Consider the following 23,800-nt stretch of genomic DNA (forward strand, 5'->3'; position numbering starts at 1 on the left):
GCGCCAAACTGGGGCGGGTATCGGCAGTGATGCAATCGATGATGCGTTCGAAGCTTGCGGCGCTTGTCGCGCTGGCAGGCGCGTTTGGGGTCGAGACTGGGACGGCGGCGCACGCCGCGCCCAAAGGGCGCGCAACGGTCGCGATTACGCGCACGACGGACTTCCTCTATCTGGCGGCGCCGGCGGCGATCGAGATCAATGGCGTTAAGGTGGCGAGCCTTGGCCGCGGCGAGAGCTATAGCGGCCCGATTGCGCCCGGCGCCACCACGATCACCGTGTCGACATGGTCCTCGCCGGGCTCGTCGAACATTCGTTTCACCGCCGTGCCCGGCAAGACCTACCGGATGGTCGTGGGGCCGCGCGGCCAGAATTTCGCGGCCAGCATGATGGGCGGCCTCATCGGAGCGGCGATCGAAGGCGGCGGCGCCTTCGAGATCGTACCAACGAAGTGAGACGCGCGATCAACGCGCGACGCGGCATCGCGCCGTGGCCCTACGCCGTCGCGCCCTGCGCCTTCGGCCGGCGCAGATGCTCGTCGAGCCGCGGCATGATCTCGACGAAGTTGCAGGGTCGCGTGCGATAGTCGAGCTGGGCGGCGAGGATGCCGTCCCAGCCGTCACGGCAGGCGCCCGGTGATCCCGGCAGGCAGAAGATGTAGGTCGCTCCGGCGACGCCGGCCGTGGCCCGGCTCTGGATCGTCGACGTCCCGATCTTGGCGTGGCTCAGCATGTGGAAGGCGATCGAGAAGCCGTCCATGCGCTTCTCGAACAGCGGCTCGATCGCTTCCGGCGTGACGTCGCGGCCGGTGAAGCCGGTGCCGCCGGTGGTGATGACGACGTCGACGCCGGGGTCGGCGATCCACGACTTCACCACCGCGCGAATCTTCTCGACATCGTCGGTGACGATCTCGCGCGCCGCGAGCTTGTGGCCGGCGGCGGTCAGGCGGTCGCTCAAGGTGGTGCCCGACTTGTCGTCGGCGAGCGAACGCGTGTCCGACACCGTCAGCACGGCGATGTTGAGGGGAATGAAGCTCTTGCTCTCGTCGATCGCCATGAGCGCGTCTCCTACAGCGAACCGGCGCTGAACGTATTGCAGGCCTGCACCGTGCCCTGCTGATAGCCGACCATGAACCAGCGCTTGCGCTGCGCGGCAGAGCCATGGGTGAACGAATCCGGCACCACGCGTCCGGTCGCCTTCCGCTGCAGGGTGTCGTCGCCGATCGCCGAGGCCGTCGTCAGCGCGGCGTCGATGTCGCCATCCTCGAGGAAGCCCGGACGCTTCTTGGCCTCACGATTGACCCACACCCCGGACAGGCAATCGGCCTGCAGCTCGACCTTGACCTGCAGCGCGTTGGCTTCGGCCTTGTTGTCCGACTGCTGCTGCATCCGCGTGACGCGCGGCAAGATGCCGAGCAGGTTCTGGACGTGGTGTCCCGCCTCGTGGGCAATGATGTAGGCCGCGGTGAACTTGCAGGCGCTGCCCGAGCAGCCCCGGAAGCGCGTCTCGACCTCGCGGAAGAAGTTGGTGTCGAGGAAGATCTGCCGGTCCGGCGGACAGTAGAACGGCCCCATCGCCGACTGCGCCATGCCGCAGCGGCCGCCATTGGTGCTGTTGCGAAACAGCACGATCTTGGGCCCGGTATAATTCTGGCCGCTGGCCTGGAAGATCTCGCTCCAGCGGTCGTCGATCTCGCCGAGCACGCCGGAGATCATGTCACCCATCTCGTCCTTCGGCGCGCCGGTCTTGCCGGGCGACCGCCGGTCGGCCTGCTCCATCGGCGCGCCGCCACGGGTGATCATCTCGGCGCCGCCGATCAGGATACGCGGGTCGATGCCGAAGGCGTAGCCGATCAGGCCGAGCACGATGATGGTGCCAATGCCGAGCCCGCCGCCGCCGATCGGCAGACCCATACCGCCGCCCATCCCGCCGCCTTCGTCGCGACGGTCGTCGATGTCGTCGCTGCGACGGAAATCATCGTAACGCATGGCGGCCTTTCCTCACTGTCCTTGCGCGGCTCTGCGCGAAATGCCTAACGCGGCAAACAGGTAAAATTTCCACTGTGTTAATCAATAACCCGGCCGGCAAATTTTGCCTAGCGCGAGCCGAAAAATCCGGCATGTGCAACCTCCCCTCGCCGGGCGGCGGCGTGCGCGCGAAGCGAAAAAGCCCATCGCAATCGCCACGTTGCGCAGAGATCATCGCGCATCGACGAACGGCTCATCATCGTCGGTGCGCGTGATGAACGCGTGCGCATCGATGCGAAAAATTTTCCCGATTAAGTCCATTTTTACTTTGCCACGTCAATGTGTGGGCAGTCGGTTGTTAGGTCCCGCGTCGCCGACAGCGTCGCCTGAGTCAGAGTTCTTGAGTCATGGTAGAGTCGCGTCGCGGGGCGTCTGCAAAGGCGCCCCGCACTAAATTTCAGCCGCTTGAAGAGCAACGAATCATCGTCGGCGACTGCGTCGCCGAGATGTCGAAACTGCAGGCCGCATCCGTCGACCTGGTGTTCGCGGATCCTCCCTACAATCTGCAGCTCAAGGGCGAGCTCAAGCGTCCCGACGAATCGCAGGTCGATGCCGTCGACGACGATTGGGACAAGTTCTCCTCGTTCGCCGCCTATGACGACTTCACCCGCGCCTGGCTGCTCGCCGCGCGCCGCGCGATGAAGCCGAGCGCGACGATCTGGGTGATCGGCTCCTATCACAACATCTTCCGCGTCGGCGCGATCATGCAGGATCTCGGCTTCTGGATCCTCAACGACATCGTCTGGCGCAAGTCCAACCCGATGCCGAACTTCCGCGGCCGCCGCTTCACCAACGCGCACGAGACCATGATCTGGGCCGCGCGTGACGAGAAGGCGAAGGGCTACACGTTCAACTACGAAGTGCTGAAGGCCGCCAACGAGGACGTTCAGGCGCGCTCGGACTGGCTGATTCCGTTGTGCACCGGCGAGGAGCGGCTGAAGGACGGCGACGGCAAGAAGGTTCATCCGACGCAGAAGCCCGAGGGCCTGCTGGCGCGGGTGCTGCTGTCGTCATCGAAGCCCGGCGATCTCGTGATCGATCCGTTCAACGGCACCGGCACGACCGGGGCCGTGGCGAAACGCCTCGGCCGCCGCTACATCGGCTTCGAGCGCGACAAGGTCTATGCGAAAGCGGCAGAGCGGCGCATCGCCGCGGTCGAGCCGCTGCCCGAGGCCACGCTCGCACCGTTCATGACGGCGCGCGAAGCGCCGCGCGTCGCCTTCTCGGAGCTGATCGAGCGCGGCATGATCGCGCCCGGCACCAAGCTCGTCGACTCCAAGCGCCGCCACGGCGCGCTGGTGCGCGCCGATGGGGCCATCATGCTGGGCGACAAGGTCGGTTCGATCCACCGCATCGGCGCGGTGGCACAAGGTCTGCCGGCCTGCAACGGCTGGACCTTCTGGCATGTCGAGACGAAGGGCGGCCTCAGGCTGATCGACGAATTGCGCGCCGAGATTCGCTCCGAGATGTCCGTCGCCTGACGCTCACGAATTCCGGCGTTCCTGTCCGGAATAACGCGCCAGCAGGTCTTCGACCTCGTACTGCTCATCGTAGCGAGCGTCGTCGCGCGGCACGACCGAGACCTGCGCAGTCGACTGCGACGATTTACCCCTGCGTCCCGCCAGGGCCGGATAGTAGCTGTCCACCGGCGGCAGCTGCATGCGATCGAGCTCAGGCTCCGCCGGCCAACGCGTGACGCGCCGGGCGGCCGCCGGCTCGATGCGGAGCTGCCGCCTGCCCCGGGCGCGCGCAAACAGCACGCTGATCGAGAAGCCCGCAATCGCGACTGCGCCGAGGAAAGCGAACATCCGCGTCTTGGACGCATCGTCCCCGGACATGCCGATCGTCACGGCCGGCGACGCATCCGCAGCGGCCAGCGCCGGCGTCGCGGGAGCAGCCGCTTCCGCGGCGCTGGTGTCGCTGGCGGCAGCGAGCGTGTAGGAGGATGCGCGCGGCGCGCCGGGCTCCGCCGCTGCCTGCAGCGTGCCGGACTGGTCGGGCCAACGCGTCGCAACAGCAGATTCGTTCACAGCCGCGCCGACCGGGTCGGGCGCACCCGCCGACGCTGACGCGACGGGCGCCGGCGCGGCGACCGGTGCAGGCGCGGCCGGAAATGCAGCAACCGACGGAAACGCAGACGTCGCCGGCACAGACGCCGCAGCGGTCGGCGTCGAGGACACGACCTTCACCTCATCGGCGGCGTCCTTGGACGACGATTGGATCTCGGCACGTGCATTGGCCGCGGTCGACGAGAGCTGAGCCCGCTCCTTCTGCGAGGCGAGCTTGCGCGTGACCAGCGACGCGCCCTTCGCTTCGCGATCGTCGTCGCGCAGATACCAGCACTGCTTCTTGGTCGCGCGATCGATGCGATAGAACCAGTGCTTCCCCGCCGGCGTCCCCGCAGGCTTTGCAAGGCATTCGTCTGCAGCCGATGCCGGTGTAAACTCGATTGTCGTCGCAGCCGCTCCCGCCAGCACGGCGATAGCAACGCACGGCAACAAACTCGTCGTTCGATTCGTCATCAGACCTCCGACGATTCAACGCGCCCCCGTTGCGCCGTTTCGGCGATGACTTCGTTCGGAATAAGGCTGCGGAGGTTCCATTTGTCGAAACAATGTTAGAACAGCGGTGTCCTTTGGATGCGTTCTAATATTTTCGGGCTGTTTTGTCGCAGCAACAGTGGGATAGTCGATGCTGTGTCTCCCATCGTGCGTTATGTCGCTCACGACAAACACGCGGATGTGAGAAAACCCAAGACTGCAATCATGAATGCCAATCACCGCGACGCGCAAAGCCGACTTTGATGCGCGTGCGACTCATTTGATCTTCATCAATGCCTTCTCGACGACTTCGCGCGTGTACGGCTTCTGAATCACCGGCATGTCGGACAGCTCCACCGGAATCGGCGCACGCTCGCCATAGCCGGTCGCGAACATGAAGGGCACGCCGAGTTCCTTCAACCGGTGCCCGACCGGCAGGCTGCTCTCCGCGCCAAGGTTGATGTCGAGCAGCGCGAAGCTCGGCACCGCGCGCTCGATCGACTTCAACGCCTGATTGACGGAGGCCGCGGTGTCGATGTGCCGCGCACCCAGCTCGAGCAGAATCACTTCGGCGCCCATCGCGATGATCAGATTGTCCTCGACGATCAGCACCGTACCGGACAGCCGCGGCGTGTCCTCTTCCTTGAACTGATGACGGGAGGGAGCGCCTGTCATCGCCGGCACCATCTGGACGAAATTGGCAGGGATCACGAAACGCGCCTGCACGCCGAGCAGGTCGAAGCGGATCTCGGCGTCGCCCTTGAGGTCGAACGGCACCGAACGCTCGATGATGGTGGTGCCGAAGCCGCGCCGCGACGGCGGCTGCACAGGCGGGCCGCCGCTCTCCTTCCAGTCGATGACCAGGCTCGAGCCGGGATCGAGCCGCCAGATCACCTGCACCTGTCCGGTGGAGTCGGCCAGCGCGCCGTATTTCGCCGAGTTGGTCATCATCTCGTGCACGACGAGCGCGAGCGTTGCGAACGCCTTGGGGTCGAGCGCGACATCCGGCCCTTCCATCAGCACCCGCCCTGCCCGCGAACCGAGATAGGCCCCCGCTTCCGATTCGAGCAGTGCGCGCAACGCGACCGGCGCCCAATTGAGATTGGTGATCTGGTCGTGGGCGCGCGCCAGCGACTGGATGCGACCGCCGAGCACGGAAGCGAACTCCTCGACAGAGCTCGAGGTCTCCTTGCTGTGCGCGACCAGGCCGCGCACGAGGCTGAGGATGTTGCGGACGCGGTGATTCAGCTCCGCGATCATCAGCTCCTGCCGCTCCTGTGCGCCGCGGCGCTCGCGCGCGGCGAGCTCCGAAAGCTGCAGAATCACTTCAAGCAGAGTGATGCGCAGGCCCTCGGCGATGCGCAGGTCCGCCGAAGACCATGGCTTCGACTGGCCGGCCACCGTCTGCTGCCACAGCTCGAAGCTCTTGCGCGGCGTAAGGCGCGGCCCGAGCGGCCCCTCGGCATAGGTCTTGTTCGGATCGCCCGCCCAGTTGACCGAGCGCAACACCTCGCGGCGGAAGAAGATCAGGCAGTCGCGCGGCGTGCGCGAGATCGGGACGGCGAGGAAGCCGGCGGCGCGATCGCGGAATACCTCGCCGGCCGCGTACACCTTGGCAATCTCGGCGCTGGCGCAGATGCGGCCGGGGGAGGTCCGGTTGATGAAGCCGATGAGGTCCTGCACCTCCTCTTCGGTCGGCGTCTCGCCCTCGAGCGTGATCTCGTCGTCGGACCACACGGCGATGCCGTCGCACTCGATCATCTGCCGATAGTCGGCGACAAGGTCGAGGATCGCGCGCTTGCTGTGCGCCTGCGCAGCCGCGCGCTCGATCAGCCGTTCCTGGATCTGATGCGCACGCGCCTCATAGGCGACGTCGGTCTCGCGCTCGCGCGCCTCGAGCAGCCAGGAGTACATCTGGCCGAACAGCTCGGCCGCGGTACGCTTCTCGAACGACAGATGATGCGGCGCATAGTGATGGCAGGCGAACAGGCCCCACAGCTTGCCTTCGCGCAGAATCGAGACCGACATCGACGCGGCGACGCCCATGTTGCGGAGATACTCGATGTGAATGGGCGAGACCGCGCGCAGCACGCTCATCGACAGGTCGAGCAGTCCGGCATTGTGCGTAGGCGTCGACTGCAGCGGCGCAGGCGCGGCGTTGATGTCGGCGATGATCCGGAGCCAGTTGCGCTGATAGAGCTGCCGCGCCTGCTTGGGAATGTCCGAGGCCGGATAATGCAGCCCGAGGAACGGCTCCAGGCCGGAGCCCGCGACCTCGGCGATCACCTCGCCCGAGCCGTCGGGATGAAACCGATACACCATCACACGATCGAAGCCGGTCAACAGCTTGAGCTGGCGCGCCGCCTCCTGCGCCAGATCCATCATCCCCGTCGTCTTGCGGATGCGGCCGAGCATCAGCCGCACCAGTTCGCCGGAATTGACGCCGGGCTCGATCAGACTGGGCTCGGCCTCGACGACGAGATACGCACCGGAAAAGTGGATGGCGAGGTCGAAAAGCTTGCCACGACCCTGCAGATCGACGCCGAACACGCGCTCGACCGCATCCGGGCCGCTGAGATAGTCGACCCTGGCACGGATCGCGGCCGCGGCCGCCTCCGAGAGCACGGCATCGAGCGGCCGCTGCAGCAGCCACCCGAGGTCGCCGCCGAGAAAGTCCGGCGCGTTCTCCGAGGCCATGCATATGGTGAAGTCCGACACCAGCGCCAGCAGGAATCCGAACGGCTGCACCGTTCCGGGGACATGGATCGGCTCGCGATCGCAATTGGTGAGGTTGACCGGCTCGTTCATGCTGCTGCCATCGCCTTCGCAAACATCGCGAACGCTTCGCGTGCACTCATGATCACTCTGACATCGTCGCCGGGAGGAAGCGGCTCTTCCGCAAGCTGTGACAGGAAGCTGCGCCACAGCCCCTGCCCCGCGCCGTGACGCAGATAGCGCGTTGCCCGTCGCACGCGGGGGTCGGCCGAAGCCGCGACGATGCGCAGCAGATAGGCCGCCCCGAGACGCGAGCCTTCCAGAACATAGAGCGTGCCGAAGACGAAGGCACGATCGAGCGGCCGCGCCGGCAGGTCCATGGGAACGATACGGCCGTTGAGATCGGCAAGATCGGCGCGGATCGCCTCCGCGCGCCGCCGCCGGGTCCAGTCGCCGAGCATCGCGTCGGCGCCGGCACGGTCGAGCATCTGTTCCAGCGGCAACAGCACGGCCGCGCTCGCCTGCAGGAAGCGGCGATAATGCGCCGTCGTGGTCAGGTCGAAGCAGCTGAGGCGCTCGTCGAGGGCATGATGAGCCGCCGACGTGGCGGCCTTCAATCTGTCGCGAATGCCCTCGGTGCCGTCAGCGGGAATTGGATCATCGGAAATGGCAGCCAGCGACATCAAGGGGCTCAGAAAAAGGAGATGGGGCCGCACGGCGCGCCACGGCCTCATGCAACGTCACTGGAACGGGTGAGTTCCCGCTCCAAGCGACGTTTTTTCTGGCATCCCCGGGGGCCTTGGCATTCCTCAGGCCGAGACCTCGGCAAGCGCCTTCTTCACCGCCGGCCGTTCAGCCATGCGCTTGAAATGAGCGGCGACCTTCGGGAAGGCGTTGATGTCGACGCCGTCGCCCTCGAGCCATTGCGCGATCGTGAACAGATAGGGATCGCAGATCGTGTACTGCTCGCCCATCACCCAGGGACCGCGCAACATCTTCTGCTCGATCAGGGCGAAGCAGGCGCCCATCGTCTCCGGCACCTTCTTCTTCATGTCGGCGAAGGAGGATTCTTCGGTCGCCCAGCGATACCCGCGCATCTTGTGCGCGTGGGCGATGTGGACCGTCGAGCAGAGATAGCTGGTGAAGGACTGCACCTCGGCGAAGGCGAAGACGTCGTCGAGCGGCGCAAGACGAGCCTCCGGGAAGCGCTGCGCGATATAGGCGAGCATCGCCGGCGTCTCGGTCAGACCCCCCTGCTCGGTCACCAGCGCCGGAACGCGCCCCTTGGGATTGATCGCGAGATAGTCCGGGCTGTTCTGCTGGTTGGTCTTGAAGCTGAGCTTCTCGGCGACGTAGTCGGCGCCGGTCTCGGCCAGCGCGATGTGTGAAGCGAGCGCGCAGGTGCCTGGCGCCACATAGAGCTTGAGCATGGTGATCCCTGACAAGACGAGACCCAAAACCTAGCGGCGGCGGCATCGGCCGTCCATCCCGCTGTCGAGGGAACACGTCTGCGCAGCCAGCATGCGCCGGCGGTCGGGCAAACGGCAAGGCGGCCTCAGGTCACAGCGGCGCCACATCCATCGTGTGGACCGCCGTCGGGAAGTAGCGGAAGCCGTCACCGGCCTTGCCGATGTGCCCGATGCCCGGCCATGGGAAGTGATAACCGAGAATCCGCGTCCGGTTGGCGGCGAGCATGTCGAGCACGCGGACGCGGGTCTTGGCGGCCTGCTTCGGGTCGGTGTCATAGGCGAACTCGATCAGCGGCTTTTCGATCAGCAGCACCGGATGATGGGAGATGTCACCGATATAGGCGAGCTGATCCTTGCCCGACTGGATCAGGAAGATCGTATGCCCGACGGTGTGGCCGGGCGTGAACATCGCCTGGACGCCCGGCAGGAACTCCTGGCCGTCCTTGAAGAAGGTGATGCGGTCCTTGACAGGCACGAGATTGCGCACCGCCTGCTCGTAGAACGCCTTGTAGTTGGGGCCGACCTTGGCCTCGTCGGTCCAGAAGGTGAAGTCGGCTTCGGAGATGAACAGCTCGGCATTGGGGAAGCTCGGCTTGCCGTCCGGCCCGATGACGCCGCCGCAATGATCGATATGGGCATGCGTCATGACCAGCGCATCGACGTCCTTGGCCTCGATGCCGGCCTGCTTCAAGGTCGTCAGCATCTTGCCGGTGGTGTCGCCGAACAGCTTCGAGACGCCCATGCCGTTGTCGAAGATGATGATCTTGTCTCCCGTGTTGAGCACCAGGATGTTCTGCTCGAGGGTCGCGGCGCCTGTCGGCAGAAAGTTGCTCGTCAGCATTCCATCGAGATCACCGGGAGAAATGCCGAGGAACGCCGCATGGGGATCGCCGAGCGGCAACACGCCGTCGGAGATGATGGTGGCCTCGGCCGAGCCGAGCTTGAAGCGGAAGAACGTCGGCGCCTGCGTGTTCAGGAACGGGCCCTTGGCCAGGACGGGACTCGTGAGACCGTACAGCCCGGCCGCAGCGCCAAGGCCCAGCATCGAACGACGTGAAAATCCTGTTAGCTTTGTCATCTTTGCCTCCCCAAATCGATCTTATTCCTTGCTCGCGTTGGTCCGAGCTGCCGATCATGATGTTGTCACTTCAACAAGGTGCCGACGCTTTCCCCTTCTCGATCAGCACGCCCGTTCTCGATGAGCACGCCGCTCATGGTCATGTGCAGCACCGGTTTCCGCGCTCAACCCTCATGGTGAGGAAGCGCGCAGCGCCGTCTCCGGACGATGCTACGCATCGCCGGGAGAACCATGAGGCCCCAGGGTGGCCTCGCCCTTCGAGACGCCCGCCGTCGGCGGGCTCCTCAGGGTGAGGAGCAGCAGCTCGGAACAGGTCTGCGCGCTCAAAGAGCACGACCATCAAACACAATCTAAGATTATCTACATCTGCAATGCAGTCGCAACGTAAAAGACAAGCCAAGCGAAAGGATTCAGCGCTACAGTCGCGAAACTTGGCGCAGCATCGGCGGTTGCTTGCAGAATGATCGTTCCAGGCGACGCGACGCAGGGTCCATCGGCGCGGATCGGATGTCTGGCTATGCGAGTCAGGCACGCCCCTGCCATTGAGAAACAGTGTTCCTGTCGATCGATGGCGAAACACGACAGACGCGACCTCGCCGTCTCGCGGCGCGAAGCGCCCGAGCTGTTGCCGAGAAGGACCCTCGCAAAGAAGAGGGCGCAGGGAATGCCGGGTGCTGGCCGCAACCCATGGCCCGCCTGCAACAAAGAAAGCAGGCGGCAGTCACCACAGGTCCAGCCGGATCATCCGGCATTCCCTGCGCGATGGGCTTCCGTCTTATACGTGATCTCCCCGGGGACCGGCTGTCTTGCCCCCGTCACCGGCGGATCATCATCACCGCCCGCTTGGCATCAGCACCGGGATGCCAGGACCACACGATTTCAACGTCCGCGAAAGACCCCGCACCCGCTTCACGCCGGCGAGCCGACGCAGCGCTGCACGAGACCGGTCGACGTCGTTCGTCGGACGACGCCGTCGCAGCCACCGCATCCCGCCCCGCGTGTCGTGACGACGCGTACGCCCCTCCTGCCGGGACGGAACGGGTGGATAAGACACCTGATTTGGGGGGAGAGTCAAGAGGAATTCTGAAAAACGGAACTTGCGTCTGGATGACTGCCAGGGTTGGCCCGCTGCAGTTGCCTCGTCGCCTCCCGCTCGTCGGAGCCGGTTTTATGCAGCGTCACCGTAGCTCTGTAACTCTCCAATCCGCTCCCTGGGGCATGGATGCCGGCGTTCGCCGGAACGACGGCGGAGCGTGTCGGTACGGTCGCCGGAGCAAGATATCTCGGAACGTCCTGCGTATCCGGCAAGCTTGAGGTTATTTGGCGAGCGCCTTCGTCGCCTCGACCAGCCGGGCACTCGCGCTTGCGGTGGCGAGCAATACACCGGCATCGCCAGTGAGGCGTGCCTCCATGAAGGCTATCGTCCTGCCGAGTTGGAGCACCCGCGCCTCGCCGACGATCGGTCCAGGTTTTGCCGGCGCAAGAAAGTTGACGGTCATGCTGACGGTCGCCGTGTAGAGCCGGCCCTCGGTCTTGATGAAGACCGCAGGTCCCATCGTATCGTCGAGCATCGATGCGAGTATGCCACCCTGGATGAATCCGGCCGGGTTGCAGAACTCCGGCTTGCCGTCGAAGCCGATCTTGATCCAGCCGTCAGCCGGGCGGCCGTCGATCAGCCGCCAGCCGAGCAACATGGCGCAGGGCGGCGAAGCGAGCGTGTCGATTGCGGTTGCGATCATGGGTGCCTCCTCGTTGCGCCCAAGTTCTAAATGTCCGCTGCTGCCAGCCCTGTGTCAGCAGCCGAAGTCGCCATCGCCGAGCGCTGTCCAGGCGCGGCTGCCGGGCGCTGATCCAGGTCGTTGTTCGAGGCGTGAATCCGCTCTCTCTCACCCGGGCCCCTCACGCCGGCGCTTCCGCTCAAGCTTCGCGACCATGCGCGCGCCAAGCCTACGCGCAATCGATGGGAAGAGCCGAAGGCCGAGGACGGCCAGCCGGGCACGCCCACCCGGAACGATGAAATGCCGATCGCGCTGGATTCCCCGCAATGTATCCGCAACCACGAGGTCCAAGGGAGTTCTCGGGATGGTCAGCGTATGTCTCCGGTTCTCCAGTGTCCGATAGGAATCGAGCTCCGCGACCATCGGCGTCTCGAACTCTCCCGGGCAGACGAGATGAACCTTGATACCTTGGCGCAGCAGCTCGTAGTGCAGGCATTCGGTGAAGCCGACCAAGGCATGTTTCGCAGATCCATAGGCGGTGAAACCGAAAATGCCGGTTAAACCAGCGATCGATGCTATATTGATCAACCGCCCGCCAGTGGCGCCCAGATGGGGTAAAGCAGCCCTGGTGACGTTCACCACACCAAAGAAATTGGTTTGCATCACGTCCCGGAAGTCATTGTCGGTGAGGGTCTCGAACCGCCCCTCGCGCATCACGCCGGCATTGTTGAACACCATGTCGATCCCGCCTCGGCGACGAGCAACCTCCCCGATGGCCTGGAACGTCGCAATTGGATCGCCAACATCGACGGCCTGAACCTCGATATCGGCGCCGGCGTGTCGCCGACGAAGTTCCTGAGCCGCGAGGTCCAGATTATCGGTCCGCCGCGAGAGGAGCGTCAGCCGAGCGCCTTGAGGGGTAAGCGCGTTCGCTATCGCAAAGCCCAGGCCTGTCGCTCCCCCGGTGATGACAATGCTAAGTGAACGAAACATGTGAGAATCCTTGCTGAGCTTCCCAGGTGCCGTTGCTGAGCAGGACTTCGGACAAGCTCCCAGTGCTTGAAGCCTCCGGTGAGACCCCGCAGGGCGACGGCGCGTCGCCGCAAGGCATGACCACATCGTCTTCGTGCTGCCACATCCGAGCTATTCCGATCGGTATTTGAGCGACAGCGGACCGCATGCCGGGCTGCGGTCAATCGAGCGCAGCGGCGATGCGGTCGGCGAGGGCGAGCAGGGTTTCTGGTTTACCCATCGGCGCCTCCCCGTGGCCCTTCATCGGCACGTCAGCCCAGCGAGGTATGATGTGGAAATGCAGGTGGAAGACGGTCTGACCGCTGGCAGCCCCGTTCAACTGCACGATCAGGAAACCCTCGGGTGCGAGCGCCTTGACCACGGCCCGGGCGGTGCGTCGGGTGGCTACGGCCATCCGAGCGAGCACGTCCGGCTCCACGTCCAGCAGGGTGCGGGAGGTCGAGGTCTTCGAGATCACCAGGATGTGCCCCTCCGACTGCGGAAAGGCGTCCATGAACGCGAGGACGTGATCGTCCTCCCAGACCTTGGCGGCGGGAACTTCGCCGCGAAGGATTCGGCCAAAGATGTTGTTGGGGTCGTAGGGGGCGGTGAGGGTCATCTGGTGCTCCGGAGTATGGGAGAGGCTGCGGTGGGGCGTTTTGTGTGACGGCGCGGCGCTCCATCGGCCGAGGACGTGTGGTCCGCGGCACGGGGGCGCAATCGCTGAGGGGGTCTCGCGTGCCGGGCGCGGCGCGCGTGACACGGACCGTCGTCTCTTAGTCTGGCCGAGGCTGACCGGGTGCGTGTTGCAAGCGGGCTGTACCGTGTAGGCGGCATTTCCAGATGCCGGCCACGGCAAGAAGCCGCCACAACTCAACAGTCGCAATCAAGAGAGCGTTGGACATCATTTCCCCAAACAGATCTTTCCGCTATGGACGCCGCGTACGACAAGAGCTTGCGCGCCCAGGTCGCTGGATTGCGTCGGCGTGATCTTCTCGCAGCATAGACGTGTGGAGGAATGGTCGCTTGCCAGAATCGGCTACCAACTTCGACGAGAGAGCTTTGTTGTGCCTCTGGCCTCAGCGAATGATGTTCATCGGGCGTCCAGGTGCGCTGCCGCTGCACCGGCATCCAATATCGGTCTGCCTGGTGGCGCTTCAGGGGCCTCTGCGGATCGGCACCACAATGGCCGGGGAAAGCCTGACCTGCCTTACGGCCATCGTCCCCGCAGGCTTGTCGCATACCCTTGATCCAAGCGGGGCGCCGGTCGCCGTGATATACAACGATCCTGACGATCCTTACTATCGGCGCCTCTCGCCCCATCAGGGATGTGGCCTAAGCTCACTGGCCCCTGACGTCGAAAGCTCGCTTATCGTCGCTGTGCGGAATCTCTACGCGTTGCATCAGGCCGGTCATAGACTACGCTTCGACGATTTCGATTTCGCGGCTGAGCAGGCATTGGGGATCGAACCGCGTCCACCACGAGTCGATGCGCGGGTCGAACATATCGTGTCTATCATAAGGGCTGACATCGCCCGCAATCACTCGATCCAGGAACTGGCCCGGCGAGTCGACCTTTCCCCCAGCCGCCTGCAGCATCTGTTCGTCCAAGAGATTGGGGTGCCATTGAGGACGTTCAGGATTTGGATTCGTTTCCGGCACGCTGTGGAGCGTGTGGGAGGCGGCGACTCCATCACGTCGGCGGCCCTCGATGCAGGCTTTGCGAGCTCCAGCCATTTCAGCCACGCCTTCAAGGCAACCTTTGGCGCGACCGCGGCCAGCGTGCTCAAGGACGCTCCGTCCAGGGTCCAGATTCAATTGATCGGGTAGCTACAATGGCCGCCATGGGCGCGGCGGTCGAGCGTCGCGATCGGCCGAGATCAGGTAGGGTGAACAAAGCAGCCGCCCGCCAGGGCGGCAGCGTGCCTGCCGCGTCACCGCGCACCCAGAGACGGACGATGGGCACGGCGCGCGAAACAGCGCGGCCGTGGCGAGCTGTGGTGATGCGCACCTTTGCCCACTCTACGTCAGCTAGCCGGGTTCTTCAGCCTCCGTCACAGACGCATCCTCAATCACCCAACCCATGCGCCACCACCTTGCGCATCACGTTGGGCAGCGCCTCGCCGTCGAGCGTCGCGATCGGCACCCAGCGCATGCCGTCTGGCGCGCGCGTGCGGGCCGGCACGCGGGCCGCGTAGACCACGAGCTCCAGCGGAAAATGCGTGAAGACATGTGTGACGACGCCGAGCTTGCGGTGCCAGCCTTTCACACCGGCCAACTCTGGCGCCTGCGCCAGCGCGTCGGCGTCGTCCTGGCCGGCGCGCCACTCCGAGCCGGGGACCTCGGTCATCCCGCCGAGCAGGCCCTTCGAGGGACGCGAGCGCACCAGCAGCTCATCGCCCCTGACGACGACGAAGGCGGCGCCACGCCGCAGCGCGCCGGTCTTCTTGGCGCCTTTGCGCGGGAACGTCTCCTGGTCACCGCGCTCGCGCGCCGCGCAGTCGTCGTTCAGCGGGCACAGCGCGCAGGCCGGCTTCTTCGGCGTGCAGATGGTGGCGCCGAGGTCCATCAGCGCCTGCGCGCTGTCGCCGGCGCGGGACGGTCCGAGCAAGGTAGCGGCTAGCGCCTGGATCTGCGGCTTGGCCTGCGGCAATGCCTCCTCCACGGCGAATAGCCGCGAGACGACGCGCTCGATGTTGCCGTCGACCGGCATGGTCAGGCGATCGAACGCGATCGCGGCGATGGCCGCGGCAGTATAGGGACCGATGCCGGGCAGCGCGCGCAAGCCCTCCTCCGTGTCCGGGAAGGCGCCGTCATGCTCGCGCATCACGGTGACGGCGCAGGCATGCAGGTTGCGCGCCCGCGAATAATAGCCGAGCCCCGCCCACATCCGCAGCACGTCGTCGAGATCGGCGCTGCCGAGCGCAGTGACATCAGGCCAGCGGGCGACAAACTTCTCGAAATACGGCCCGACCGCCTTCACCGTGGTCTGCTGCAGCATGATCTCCGACAACCAGACCCGATACGGATCGGAGCGCTGTCCGGCTGGCGCACGCCATGGCAGCCGCCGGCGATGGCGGTCGTACCAGGCGAGAAGCTGTGCGGGACGCCCTGCTTCCCCGACAGCGATATCATGTTTGCGAGAAGCCTTGAGTTGAGCCACCCCTCCTCCATACGAGGAAACGAGCAACGAGACCAGAACCCTGATCCGGAAGTCCCCAACTCGTGGCAGAGCCAAATAGAATGCGCTCGCATTCTATAACGTCCCGCGTTATAAGTTCCGGATGATCCAGAGCTTCGCGGATCGCGAGACGGAGCTGATATGGAGCGGCCGACGGAGCCGGAGATTGCCGTCCGACATCCAGGATGTCGCGCTTCGCAAACTTCGTCTTTTGAATCAGGCGCGGGTTCTCGACGATCTCCGCGTGCCGCCGGGCAACCGTCTCGAAGCCTTGAAGGCTGACCGCGTCGGCCAGCATTCGATCAGGATCAACGATCAATGGCGAATTTGCTTCGTCTGGGATGATAGAGGACCGGCGCATGTCGAAATCGTCGACTACCACCGCTAGAAGCAACCTGCTGCACAATCCCCATCCCGGCGAAATCCTGCTGGAAGAGTTCCTCAAGCCGATGGGGCTGAGCCAGAACGCGCTGGCGCGTGCCGTTCACGTGCCGCCCCGGCGGATCAATGAAATCGTGCTGGGCAAGCGCGACATCACTGCCGACACCGACCTGCGCCTTGCCCGTTATTTCCGGATCTCGGAGGGCTTTTTCCTCGGTCTCCAGATGGATTATGATCTCATGCAGCGGCGCCGCGAGATTGCGCCGGACCTGAAGGCCATCCGGCCGCGTGCGGCCTGACGCCCGCGCCGTTGCGAGCATTGATCATGGCAAAGCCCGGCCGTCTCACCGCAAAGCCTCTCTCGCTGATGATGGGCGACGTGCTGACGGCCGCCTATGCCAAGCAGGGGTTTGCCGCACGTGAACTCGTGACACGCTGGCCGGAGATCGCGGGCCGCGACATCGCCGAGCATGCCCAGCCGTTGAAGATGCAATGGCCGCGGCCGGTCGAGGGCCAGCCGCAGGAGCCGGCCACCTTGATCCTGCGCGTCGAGGGGCCGATGGCGCTGGAGATCCAGCATTCCTCGGATGTGATCCTGGAGCGGGTCAACCGCTTCTTCGGCTGGCATGCCGTCGGCAAGCTGGCGCTGCGCCAGGGCCCGTTGACCCGGCCGCCGGTGAAGCACCGCCCGGCCCCGCCCGATCCGAAGACGGTGGCGAAAGTCGCGCAGACCCTGACCGCGATCGAGGACGACGCGCTGCGTGACGCGCTGGCCCGGCTGGGCGCGGCTATCAAGCGAAATTGACGTTCGCCGTTTGATCCCGGCTTGAGCGCCGGCATTGCCTCCAACTGGGTTTCAAGCTAGCGAAAAGCCACGTCACGAGTGTTTCAGGCGCGAGATGCGCCCATTTCGGAGCAGAGCCTTGATCATCACCCGCCGCGCCTTCACCGCAGCCTTGTCGCTGACCGGCCTCGCCGCCCTGGCGGGCCTGTCCCCGCTGCGGCTGATCTCGGACGCGATGGCGCAGAGCGCCGCCGATGTCGCCAAGCCCCAGTCCTTGCCCGACATGGCGATCGGGCCGGCAGACGCTGCGGTGACCATCACCGAATACGCCTCCATGACCTGCCCGCATTGCGCGGCGTTCAACGCCACCGTGTTCCCGAAGCTGAAGGCCGAATACATCGATACCGGCAAGATCCGCTACATCTTCCGCGAGTTCCCGCTCGACATCAAAGCCGCCGCGGGCTCGATGCTGACGCGCTGCATCGCCAATGGCGACGCACAGAAGTATTTTGCCGTCACCGACATGCTGTTCCGCTCGCAGAACGACTGGGTGGTGAAGAACACCACGGAGACCCTGACGCGGATCGGCAAGCAGGCCGGCCTCAGCCAGCAGCAGGTCGAGGCCTGCCTCAAGGACCAGGCGCTGCTCGACAAGATCGCCGCCGACCAGAAATACGCGAGCGACATTCTCAAGGTCGATTCGACGCCGACCTTCTTCATCAACGGCGAGAAGATCAAGGGCGAGGCTTCGATCGAGGAGTTTCAGAAGAAGATCAACCCGCTTCTGAAGAGCTGATTCGAGAGACTGAGTCCGACAAGACACAGCGCGGCCCCTTCGTGGGGCCGCTTCTGATTCGTGGGCCGTTCGCCGCGAGAAAGCCTTGGAAAAGCGGGGCCGCCGGGTTGCCCTCGCGGGCGGCCATCGCCATTGTCCGGCCCCTAGAATGGGGCGCAAAGGCGACTCAGTCCACATTGACATTGCCTTCCATGGTATTGTCGGGGTTGGGAGATTCGTCTCCCGCCAACAGAGAATCTGTGCATGAAACTCACGCGTCTTCGTCTTCACGGTTTCAAGACGTTCGTCGAACCGACTGACTTCGTGATCGAACCCGGTCTCACCGGCGTCGTCGGTCCGAACGGCTGCGGCAAGTCGAATCTGGTCGAGGCGCTGCGCTGGGCGATGGGCGAGACCTCGCACAAATCGCTGCGCGCGGCCGACATGGACGCCGTGATCTTCTCCGGCTCGAACACGCGGCCCTCGCGCAACCACGCCGAAGTGGTGATGACGATCGACAACAGCGATCGCACCGCGCCCGCCGCCGTGAACGACCGCGACATTCTCGAGATCTCGCGCCGCATCGAGCGCGAGGCCGGCTCGGTGTATCGCATCAACGGCCGCGACGTGCGCGCCCGCGACGTGCAGATCCTGTTCGCCGACGCCGCCACCGGCGCGCGTTCGCCGGCGCTGGTCCACCAGGGCAAGATCGGCGAGATCATTCAGGCCAAGCCCGAGCAGCGCCGCCGCGTGCTGGAAGACGCCGCCGGCGTCGCCGGCCTGCATGCGCGCCGCCACGAGGCCGAGCTGCGGCTGAAGGCGGCCGAGACCAATCTGCTGCGCGTCGAGGACGTCATCGGCCAGCTCTCCGGCCAGATGGAAGGCCTGCGCAAGCAGGCGCGGCAGGCGATCCGCTATCGCGAGGTCGCCGCCAAGGTGCGCAAGGCCGAAGCGACGCTCTATCATCTGCGCTGGATGGGCGCGCATGCCGACCTCAACGACGCCGCGCATGTGCACGATGTCGCAGTGCGCGAGATGGCCGAGCGGACCCGCGAGCAGGCCGAATCCGCCCGCATCCAGGCCATCCGCTCGTCGCATCTGCCGGCGCTGCGCGAGGCCGAGGCCCGCGCCGCCGCGACGATGCAGCGGCTGAAGAACGCCCGCGACCTGCTCGACCGCGAGGAGGTGCGCGCCAAGGAGCGCGTCGGCGAGCTCGACCGCCGCCTGATGCAGCTCACCGCCGACGTTGCGCGCGAGCAGCAGCAGAACCAGGATGCGCAGGTCGCGCTGCAGCGCCTGGAGACTGAAGACGCGGAGCTGAAGGAAGAGATCAAGGCGCGCGTCGAGATGCGCAGCGGCGTCGACGAGCGCGTCGCCGAAGCCGAGGCTGATCTGGCCGAGACCGAGCGCCAGTTCACCGAGCTGACGACGCAGCTCGCCGATCTCACCGCCCGCCGCAACCAGCTCGAGGCCAACGTCCGCAGCCATCGCGACCGTCTCGCCAGGCTCGACCAGGACATCGCCAATGTCCGCGCCGACGAGGAACGGCTGGCGCAGGAGACCGCCCATCTCGGCGATCTCGACACGCTCGCCGCTTCGCTCGAAGCGGCGGAGGAATCCGAGGCGCAGGCCGAGGCCGCCGTGCAGACCAACGAGTCGGCGCAGGCCAATGCGCGGCAGAAGCTCGAAGCCTCGCGCGCCCCGCTCGCCGAAGCCGAGAAACGCGTGCAGCGGCTCGAGACCGAGGCGCGCACCATCTCCAAGATGGTCAACAGCGAGACCAAGAACCTGTGGCCGCCGATCATCGACGGCGTCACCGTTGCCAAGGGCTTTGAGAAGGCGCTCGGCGCCGTGCTCGGCGACGATCTCGATGCCCCGGTCGATGCGTCCGCGCCGATGCACTGGACCGTCGCCGGCGCCGAGGTCACCGACCCCGCGCTACCCGACGGCGTCGAGCCGCTCGCCGCCTATGTGCAGGCGCCGCCGGAGCTGTCGCGCCGTCTCGCCCAGATCGGCGTGGTGTCGCGCGACCGCGGTGCCCAGCTGGTGTCGCAGCTGCGCACCGGCCAGCGGCTGGTGTCGCCGGAAGGCGACGTCTGGCGCTGGGACGGCTTCATCGCCGCCGCGCATGCGCCGACCGGCGCGGCCCGCCGGCTCGCCGAGCGCGCCCGCCTGATCGACATCGAGGCCGAGCTGGAGCAGGCGCGCATCGATGCCACGAACAAGCGCCAGGCGCTGGAGAGCGCCGAGGCCGAGGTGAAGGCTGCGACCGCCGCCGAGAGCGCCGCACGCGAAGCCTGGCGCGCCGCGCAGCGCGAGGTGAACTCCGCGCGCGAGCGCCACGCCAACGCCGAGCGCGAAATCAACCGCCATTCGGCGCGCAAATCGGCGCTGGTCGAGGCGTCCACGCGCCTCGCCCACGACCGCGCCGAGATCGCCGAGCTGCACCAGAATGCGCTGGAGGCGATCGAGGAGCTGCCGGCGACGACCGAGGCCGACGGCCGGCTGGCGGCCGTGCGCGCCGAGATCGAGACCAAGCGCCGCGCCGCCGCGCAGGTGCGCGCCGAAGCCCAGGCGCTGGCCCGCGAGGCCGAGCTCGCCGATCGCCGCGTGCAGGCGATCATCAGCGAGCGCAACGACTGGTTCAACCGCATCCGCGGCGCCGGCTCGCAGATCGCCACCATCGAGGCGCGCATCGCCGAGGTCCGGGACGAGCGCGCCGAACTCGACAACGCGCCGGAGATCTTTGCCGAGAAGCGCAGCGCGCTGATCGACGAGCTTGCGATTGCCGAGGAGGAGCGCCAGGTCGCGGCCGACGCGCTGGCCGAGGCCGAGACCGCGATGGGCGACACCGACCGCGCCGCCAAGGCGTCGCTGGAAGCGTTGTCGAAGTCGCGCGAGGCGGCTGCGCGCGCCGAGGAGCGGCTGGAGAGCGCCAAGCGCCGCATCGGCGACGTCGAGCGCGAGATCCACGACATGCTCGAATGCGAGCCGCAGGCTGTCGCGGCGATGGCCGAGATCGGTCCGGACACGCAACTGCCGCCGCTGCACGAGATCGAAGAGACCCTGGAGAAGCTGCGCCGCGACCGCGAGCGGCTCGGCGCCGTCAACCTGCGCGCCGAGGAGGAGCTCACCGAGGTCGAGGGCTCGCACACCGCGCTGACCACCGAGCGCGACGATCTGGTCGAGGCCATCAAGCGGCTGCGCCAGGGCATCCAGAGCCTGAACAAGGAGGCGCGCGAGCGCCTGCAGTCTTCGTTCGAGACCGTCAACGACCACTTCAAGCGTCTCTTCACCGAGCTGTTCGGTGGCGGCGAAGCGGCGCTGCACCTGATCGAGAGCGACGATCCGCTCGAGGCCGGCCTCGAGATCATCGCCAAGCCGCCGGGCAAGAAGCCGCAGACGCTGTCGCTCTTGTCGGGCGGCGAGCAGGCGCTGACGGCGATGGCGCTGATCTTCGCGGTGTTCCTGACCAACCCCTCGCCGATCTGCGTGCTGGACGAGGTCGACGCGCCGCTCGACGACCACAACGTCGAACGCTTCTGCAACCTGCTGCACGAGATGAAGGGCTCGACCGAGACCCGCTTCATCATCATCACCCACAACCCGATCACCATGGCGCGCATGAACCGGCTGTTCGGCGTCACCATGGCCGAGCGCGGCGTGTCGCAGCTCGTCTCGGTCGCGCTCGACGAGGCCGTGAAGATCCTCGACCAGCAGGTGGCGTGATCGTGCTTCCTCATTCCGGACCGCCGCTCGCGCGGCGCCCGGGATGACGCATGGAGAGGACGATGATCTCTCCCGATCTGCCCGCCGCGCTGAAGGCGTCCCTCGAAGCCAGGCTGCACGGGCAGTCGCGGCAGGATGCAGCGGCCCGAGCGGCCCGCATCTCGGCCGCCTATCGCAGCGGCGGCAATTCCGGAACGATCACGAGCGACGCCGACGCCATCGCCTATGCCACCGTGCGGATGCCGGCGACTTATGCCGCGATCGCGGCGAGCCTGAACGCCGTGATGCAGGCCTGCCCGGACTTCGCACCGGCCTCGCTGCTGGACGTCGGTGCCGGGCCAGCGACCGCGAGCTTCGCTGCGGCGGAAGCCTTTCCGTCGCTGACCTCGTTCAGCGCCGTCGATTCCAATCCAGCGTTGCGCGGGTTGGCGCTGACGCTCGCTGAGGACACGATGCGCCTCAGCGGCCTCTCTTATGCGCTGGGACCGGCGCGAGGGCTGCTCGATCGTGCCGGACGTGCCGATCTCGTCATCGCCAGCTACATGATCGGCGAGTTGGCGGACGCTGAACGCTCCGCGATCGTGGACGCGCTGTGGGCGACGACCGGCGATACGCTCCTCATCGTCGAGCCCGGCACGCCCGCCGGCTATCAGCGCATCATCGCGGCGCGCGACCGCCTGATCGCGGCCGGGGCTCATGTCGCGGCGCCCTGCCCGCACGCAGCCCCCTGCCCGCTGGTCGCACCGGACTGGTGCCACTTCGCGCAGCGGCTGGCGCGGTCCCGGGCGCATCGCGAGCTGAAGGGCGCCGACGTCCCGTTCGAGGACGAGAAGTTCAGCTTCATTGCCCTCACTCGCAAGCCAGCAACGCATCGGCCCGCCGCACGCGTGCTCGCGCCGCCGTCGGTCACCAAGGTCGCGACAGCCGCGAAGCTGTGCCAGGCGGATGGCGCTGCCCGCGTCGTCAGCATCCCGCGCCGCGACAAGCCCGCCTTCGCCGCCGCCCGGCGCTGGGACTGGGGCGACGGCGTCGAGCCGCCGCCGCGCCACTGAATACCTGCCCGGCCGCCGATGGTTAACGACAGGTCGAGTTTGTCTCTCATTTTCGCGATTTCGCGAAACCGGCGAGAAATCCGCGTTTGCTACGGTGAGCTGCAACGGGCGCTGACATGCGCTGCTCACAAGGGAATGCATTTCGATGTTCAGGACGATGACGATCGCTGCGATGCTGCTGGCTTCGGCAGGGACCGCCTTCGCGGGCGGCCATGGCGGCGAGTCCTCGGCGCCGCCGCCGGCTCCCAAGCAGGAAGGCCCGCCGGCCAGGGCGATCATCGGCAAGAACGGGCCGGTTCTGACGGACCCGAAAGGCATGACGCTGTACTATACCGAGCGCGACACGACCGGGAACAAATCGACCTGCGACGGCGACTGTGCCCAGAAGCGCCCCCCGCTGGCGGCGCCCGACAACGCGGTCGCGACCGGCGACTTCACCGTCATCACCCGCAGCGACGGCAAGAAGATGTGGGCCTACCGCTACCGGCCGCTCTACACCTCGCAGCTCGACAGCGCCCCCGGCGATATCAAGGGCAACGACCCCACGCAGCAATGGCGGGTCGCCCGTCCCTATTGAGCCTTGCGCGTCGTTGCCTCCGGTGCCAATTCGGCCGCTTGGGCGTCCATCGAACGGAGCGGTCAGGTTCAAGCGACTTGAACGGGCATCCACCCTGATGCGACCAATGCACGCCGGTCCACCTGCGGACCGGCGGCGCCGTCGCGTGTCGGCCGCCTCGTTCTCCCGCCCCCTCCCTCGGAGCCCGTCATGTCCGGCTGGATCGTCCTCGGCATCATCGTCATTCTCGTGCTGTTCGCCCTTGGCGCCTACAACCGGCTGGTCGCCCTCAGCCAGCGGGTCGGCCAGGCCTTTGCCGACATCGACGTCCAGCTCAAGCAGCGCCACGATCTGATCCCGAACCTGGTCGAGACCGTGAAGGGCTATGCCGCGCATGAGCGTGGTACGCTGGATGAGGTGATCAAGGCCCGCAATGCGGCCATGTCGGCCCAAGGCCCGGCGCAGATGTCGGCCGCCGAAGGCCAGCTCTCCGGCGCGCTCGGACGGCTGATTGCGCTGTCCGAGGCCTATCCGGATCTGAAGGCCAATGCGAACTTCCAGCAGCTCGCCAGCGAGCTGTCCGACATCGAGAACAAGATCGCCGCGAGCCGCCGCTTCTTCAACAATGCGGTCCAGGAGTACAACACCGGCATCCAGCAGATGCCCGCCGCACTGTTCGCCGGCACCTTCGGCTTCACCCGCAAGGAGTTCTTCGATCTCGGCGCCAGCCGGGCCGACGTCGAGGCCGCGCCGAGCGTCAAGTTCTGATCCCGCGCCTTCCGCGCTG

The 23,800-nt window shown here is 66.1% G+C and carries 22 protein-coding genes; 11 read left to right on the top strand and 11 right to left on the bottom strand.

What is annotated here, in order from left to right; genetic code table 11:
* The first annotated feature begins 38 nt into the window (after positions 1-38).
* Positions 39-452: a hypothetical protein gene (locus ACQR1H_RS17050; protein ID WP_315802819.1), complete on the top strand. Its 414-nt coding sequence runs from the start codon at positions 39-41 to the stop codon at positions 450-452.
* Between the two features lie 40 nt (positions 453-492).
* On the opposite strand, the gene moaB is transcribed toward ACQR1H_RS17050, so the two are convergent.
* Positions 493-1,053, bottom strand: coding sequence for a molybdenum cofactor biosynthesis protein B (gene moaB / locus ACQR1H_RS17055; RefSeq protein WP_315802818.1), 561 nt, complete (start codon positions 1,051-1,053; stop codon positions 493-495).
* 11 nt (positions 1,054-1,064) lie between these two features.
* Complete coding sequence (gene ypfJ / locus ACQR1H_RS17060) at positions 1,065-1,985, bottom strand: KPN_02809 family neutral zinc metallopeptidase (protein WP_315802817.1); 921 nt, start codon at positions 1,983-1,985, stop codon at positions 1,065-1,067.
* A 386-nt stretch (positions 1,986-2,371) separates the two neighbouring features.
* Between ypfJ and ACQR1H_RS17065 the strand changes: the two genes are divergently transcribed.
* Positions 2,372-3,505 (top strand): site-specific DNA-methyltransferase, encoded by a 1,134-nt coding sequence (locus tag ACQR1H_RS17065; RefSeq protein WP_316178181.1) that lies wholly within the window; start codon positions 2,372-2,374, stop codon positions 3,503-3,505.
* Positions 3,506-3,508: 3 nt separating this feature from the next.
* On the opposite strand, the gene ACQR1H_RS17070 is transcribed toward ACQR1H_RS17065, so the two are convergent.
* The 8 genes from ACQR1H_RS17070 to ACQR1H_RS17105 form a co-directional block, all read right to left on the bottom strand.
* Positions 3,509-4,546 carry a hypothetical protein gene (locus ACQR1H_RS17070; RefSeq protein WP_315802815.1) on the bottom strand — a complete coding sequence of 346 codons (1,038 nt, stop codon included), beginning with the start codon at positions 4,544-4,546 and terminating at the stop codon, positions 3,509-3,511.
* 294 nt (positions 4,547-4,840) lie between these two features.
* Positions 4,841-7,372 (bottom strand): HWE histidine kinase domain-containing protein, encoded by a 2,532-nt coding sequence (locus ACQR1H_RS17075; protein WP_434886880.1) that lies wholly within the window; start codon positions 7,370-7,372, stop codon positions 4,841-4,843.
* Positions 7,369-7,962: a biliverdin-producing heme oxygenase gene (locus ACQR1H_RS17080; RefSeq protein ID WP_316178176.1), complete on the bottom strand. Its 594-nt coding sequence runs from the start codon at positions 7,960-7,962 to the stop codon at positions 7,369-7,371. The genes ACQR1H_RS17075 and ACQR1H_RS17080 overlap by 4 nt, the downstream gene beginning before the upstream one ends.
* Positions 7,963-8,088: 126 nt before the next feature.
* Positions 8,089-8,709: a glutathione S-transferase family protein gene (locus ACQR1H_RS17085; protein WP_434907895.1), complete on the bottom strand. Its 621-nt coding sequence runs from the start codon at positions 8,707-8,709 to the stop codon at positions 8,089-8,091.
* Between the two features lie 130 nt (positions 8,710-8,839).
* The gene (locus ACQR1H_RS17090; protein WP_434840459.1) at positions 8,840-9,826 is read right to left on the bottom strand and encodes an MBL fold metallo-hydrolase; all 987 of its coding nucleotides are present in this window, start codon (positions 9,824-9,826) and stop codon (positions 8,840-8,842) included.
* 1,316 nt (positions 9,827-11,142) lie between these two features.
* Complete coding sequence (locus ACQR1H_RS17095) at positions 11,143-11,565, bottom strand: PaaI family thioesterase (protein WP_434882520.1); 423 nt, start codon at positions 11,563-11,565, stop codon at positions 11,143-11,145.
* 147 nt (positions 11,566-11,712) lie between these two features.
* Complete coding sequence (locus ACQR1H_RS17100; RefSeq protein WP_434907896.1) at positions 11,713-12,537, bottom strand: SDR family NAD(P)-dependent oxidoreductase; 825 nt, start codon at positions 12,535-12,537, stop codon at positions 11,713-11,715.
* 199 nt (positions 12,538-12,736) lie between these two features.
* Complete coding sequence (locus ACQR1H_RS17105) at positions 12,737-13,174, bottom strand: HIT family protein (RefSeq protein ID WP_315802805.1); 438 nt, start codon at positions 13,172-13,174, stop codon at positions 12,737-12,739.
* A gap of 467 nt (positions 13,175-13,641) precedes the next feature.
* Here ACQR1H_RS17105 and ACQR1H_RS17110 point away from each other — a divergent pair, with 467 nt between their 5' ends.
* Positions 13,642-14,385 (top strand): helix-turn-helix domain-containing protein, encoded by a 744-nt coding sequence (locus tag ACQR1H_RS17110; protein WP_434882522.1) that lies wholly within the window; start codon positions 13,642-13,644, stop codon positions 14,383-14,385.
* A 238-nt stretch (positions 14,386-14,623) separates the two neighbouring features.
* On the opposite strand, the gene mutY is transcribed toward ACQR1H_RS17110, so the two are convergent.
* Complete coding sequence (mutY, locus tag ACQR1H_RS17115) at positions 14,624-15,718, bottom strand: A/G-specific adenine glycosylase (protein WP_410051434.1); 1,095 nt, start codon at positions 15,716-15,718, stop codon at positions 14,624-14,626.
* 121 nt (positions 15,719-15,839) lie between these two features.
* Here mutY and ACQR1H_RS17120 point away from each other — a divergent pair, with 121 nt between their 5' ends.
* The 8 genes from ACQR1H_RS17120 to ACQR1H_RS17155 all read left to right on the top strand — a co-directional run bounded on the left by ACQR1H_RS17120 (position 15,840) and on the right by ACQR1H_RS17155 (position 23,781).
* Positions 15,840-16,124 (top strand): type II toxin-antitoxin system RelE/ParE family toxin, encoded by a 285-nt coding sequence (locus ACQR1H_RS17120; RefSeq protein ID WP_315802801.1) that lies wholly within the window; start codon positions 15,840-15,842, stop codon positions 16,122-16,124.
* Positions 16,096-16,416, top strand: a complete 321-nt coding sequence (locus ACQR1H_RS17125) for a HigA family addiction module antitoxin (RefSeq protein WP_315802800.1) — start codon at positions 16,096-16,098, stop codon at positions 16,414-16,416. Before ACQR1H_RS17120 ends, ACQR1H_RS17125 begins: the two co-directional genes overlap by 29 nt.
* A 26-nt stretch (positions 16,417-16,442) precedes the next feature.
* On the top strand, positions 16,443-16,922 hold the full coding sequence (locus tag ACQR1H_RS17130) for a DUF721 domain-containing protein (RefSeq protein WP_434907897.1): 480 nt from the start codon (positions 16,443-16,445) through the stop codon (positions 16,920-16,922).
* Between the two features lie 118 nt (positions 16,923-17,040).
* Positions 17,041-17,697 (top strand): DsbA family protein, encoded by a 657-nt coding sequence (locus ACQR1H_RS17135; RefSeq protein WP_315802798.1) that lies wholly within the window; start codon positions 17,041-17,043, stop codon positions 17,695-17,697.
* Positions 17,698-17,940: 243 nt separating this feature from the next.
* On the top strand, positions 17,941-21,405 hold the full coding sequence (gene smc, locus ACQR1H_RS17140; RefSeq protein ID WP_315802797.1) for a chromosome segregation protein SMC: 3,465 nt from the start codon (positions 17,941-17,943) through the stop codon (positions 21,403-21,405).
* A gap of 62 nt (positions 21,406-21,467) precedes the next feature.
* Positions 21,468-22,457 carry a small ribosomal subunit Rsm22 family protein gene (locus ACQR1H_RS17145; protein WP_316178162.1) on the top strand — a complete coding sequence of 330 codons (990 nt, stop codon included), beginning with the start codon at positions 21,468-21,470 and terminating at the stop codon, positions 22,455-22,457.
* Between the two features lie 145 nt (positions 22,458-22,602).
* Positions 22,603-23,034, top strand: coding sequence for a COG4315 family predicted lipoprotein (locus ACQR1H_RS17150; RefSeq protein WP_316178160.1), 432 nt, complete (start codon positions 22,603-22,605; stop codon positions 23,032-23,034).
* 189 nt (positions 23,035-23,223) lie between these two features.
* Entirely contained in the window at positions 23,224-23,781 is a 558-nt protein-coding gene (locus ACQR1H_RS17155) for a LemA family protein (protein WP_434907898.1), read from the top strand.
* Positions 23,782-23,800: the final 19 nt, after the last annotated feature.

The sequence above is a fragment of the Bradyrhizobium sp. HKCCYLRH2015 genome, assembly GCF_051168215.1.
GTDB lineage: Bacteria > Pseudomonadota > Alphaproteobacteria > Rhizobiales > Xanthobacteraceae > Bradyrhizobium.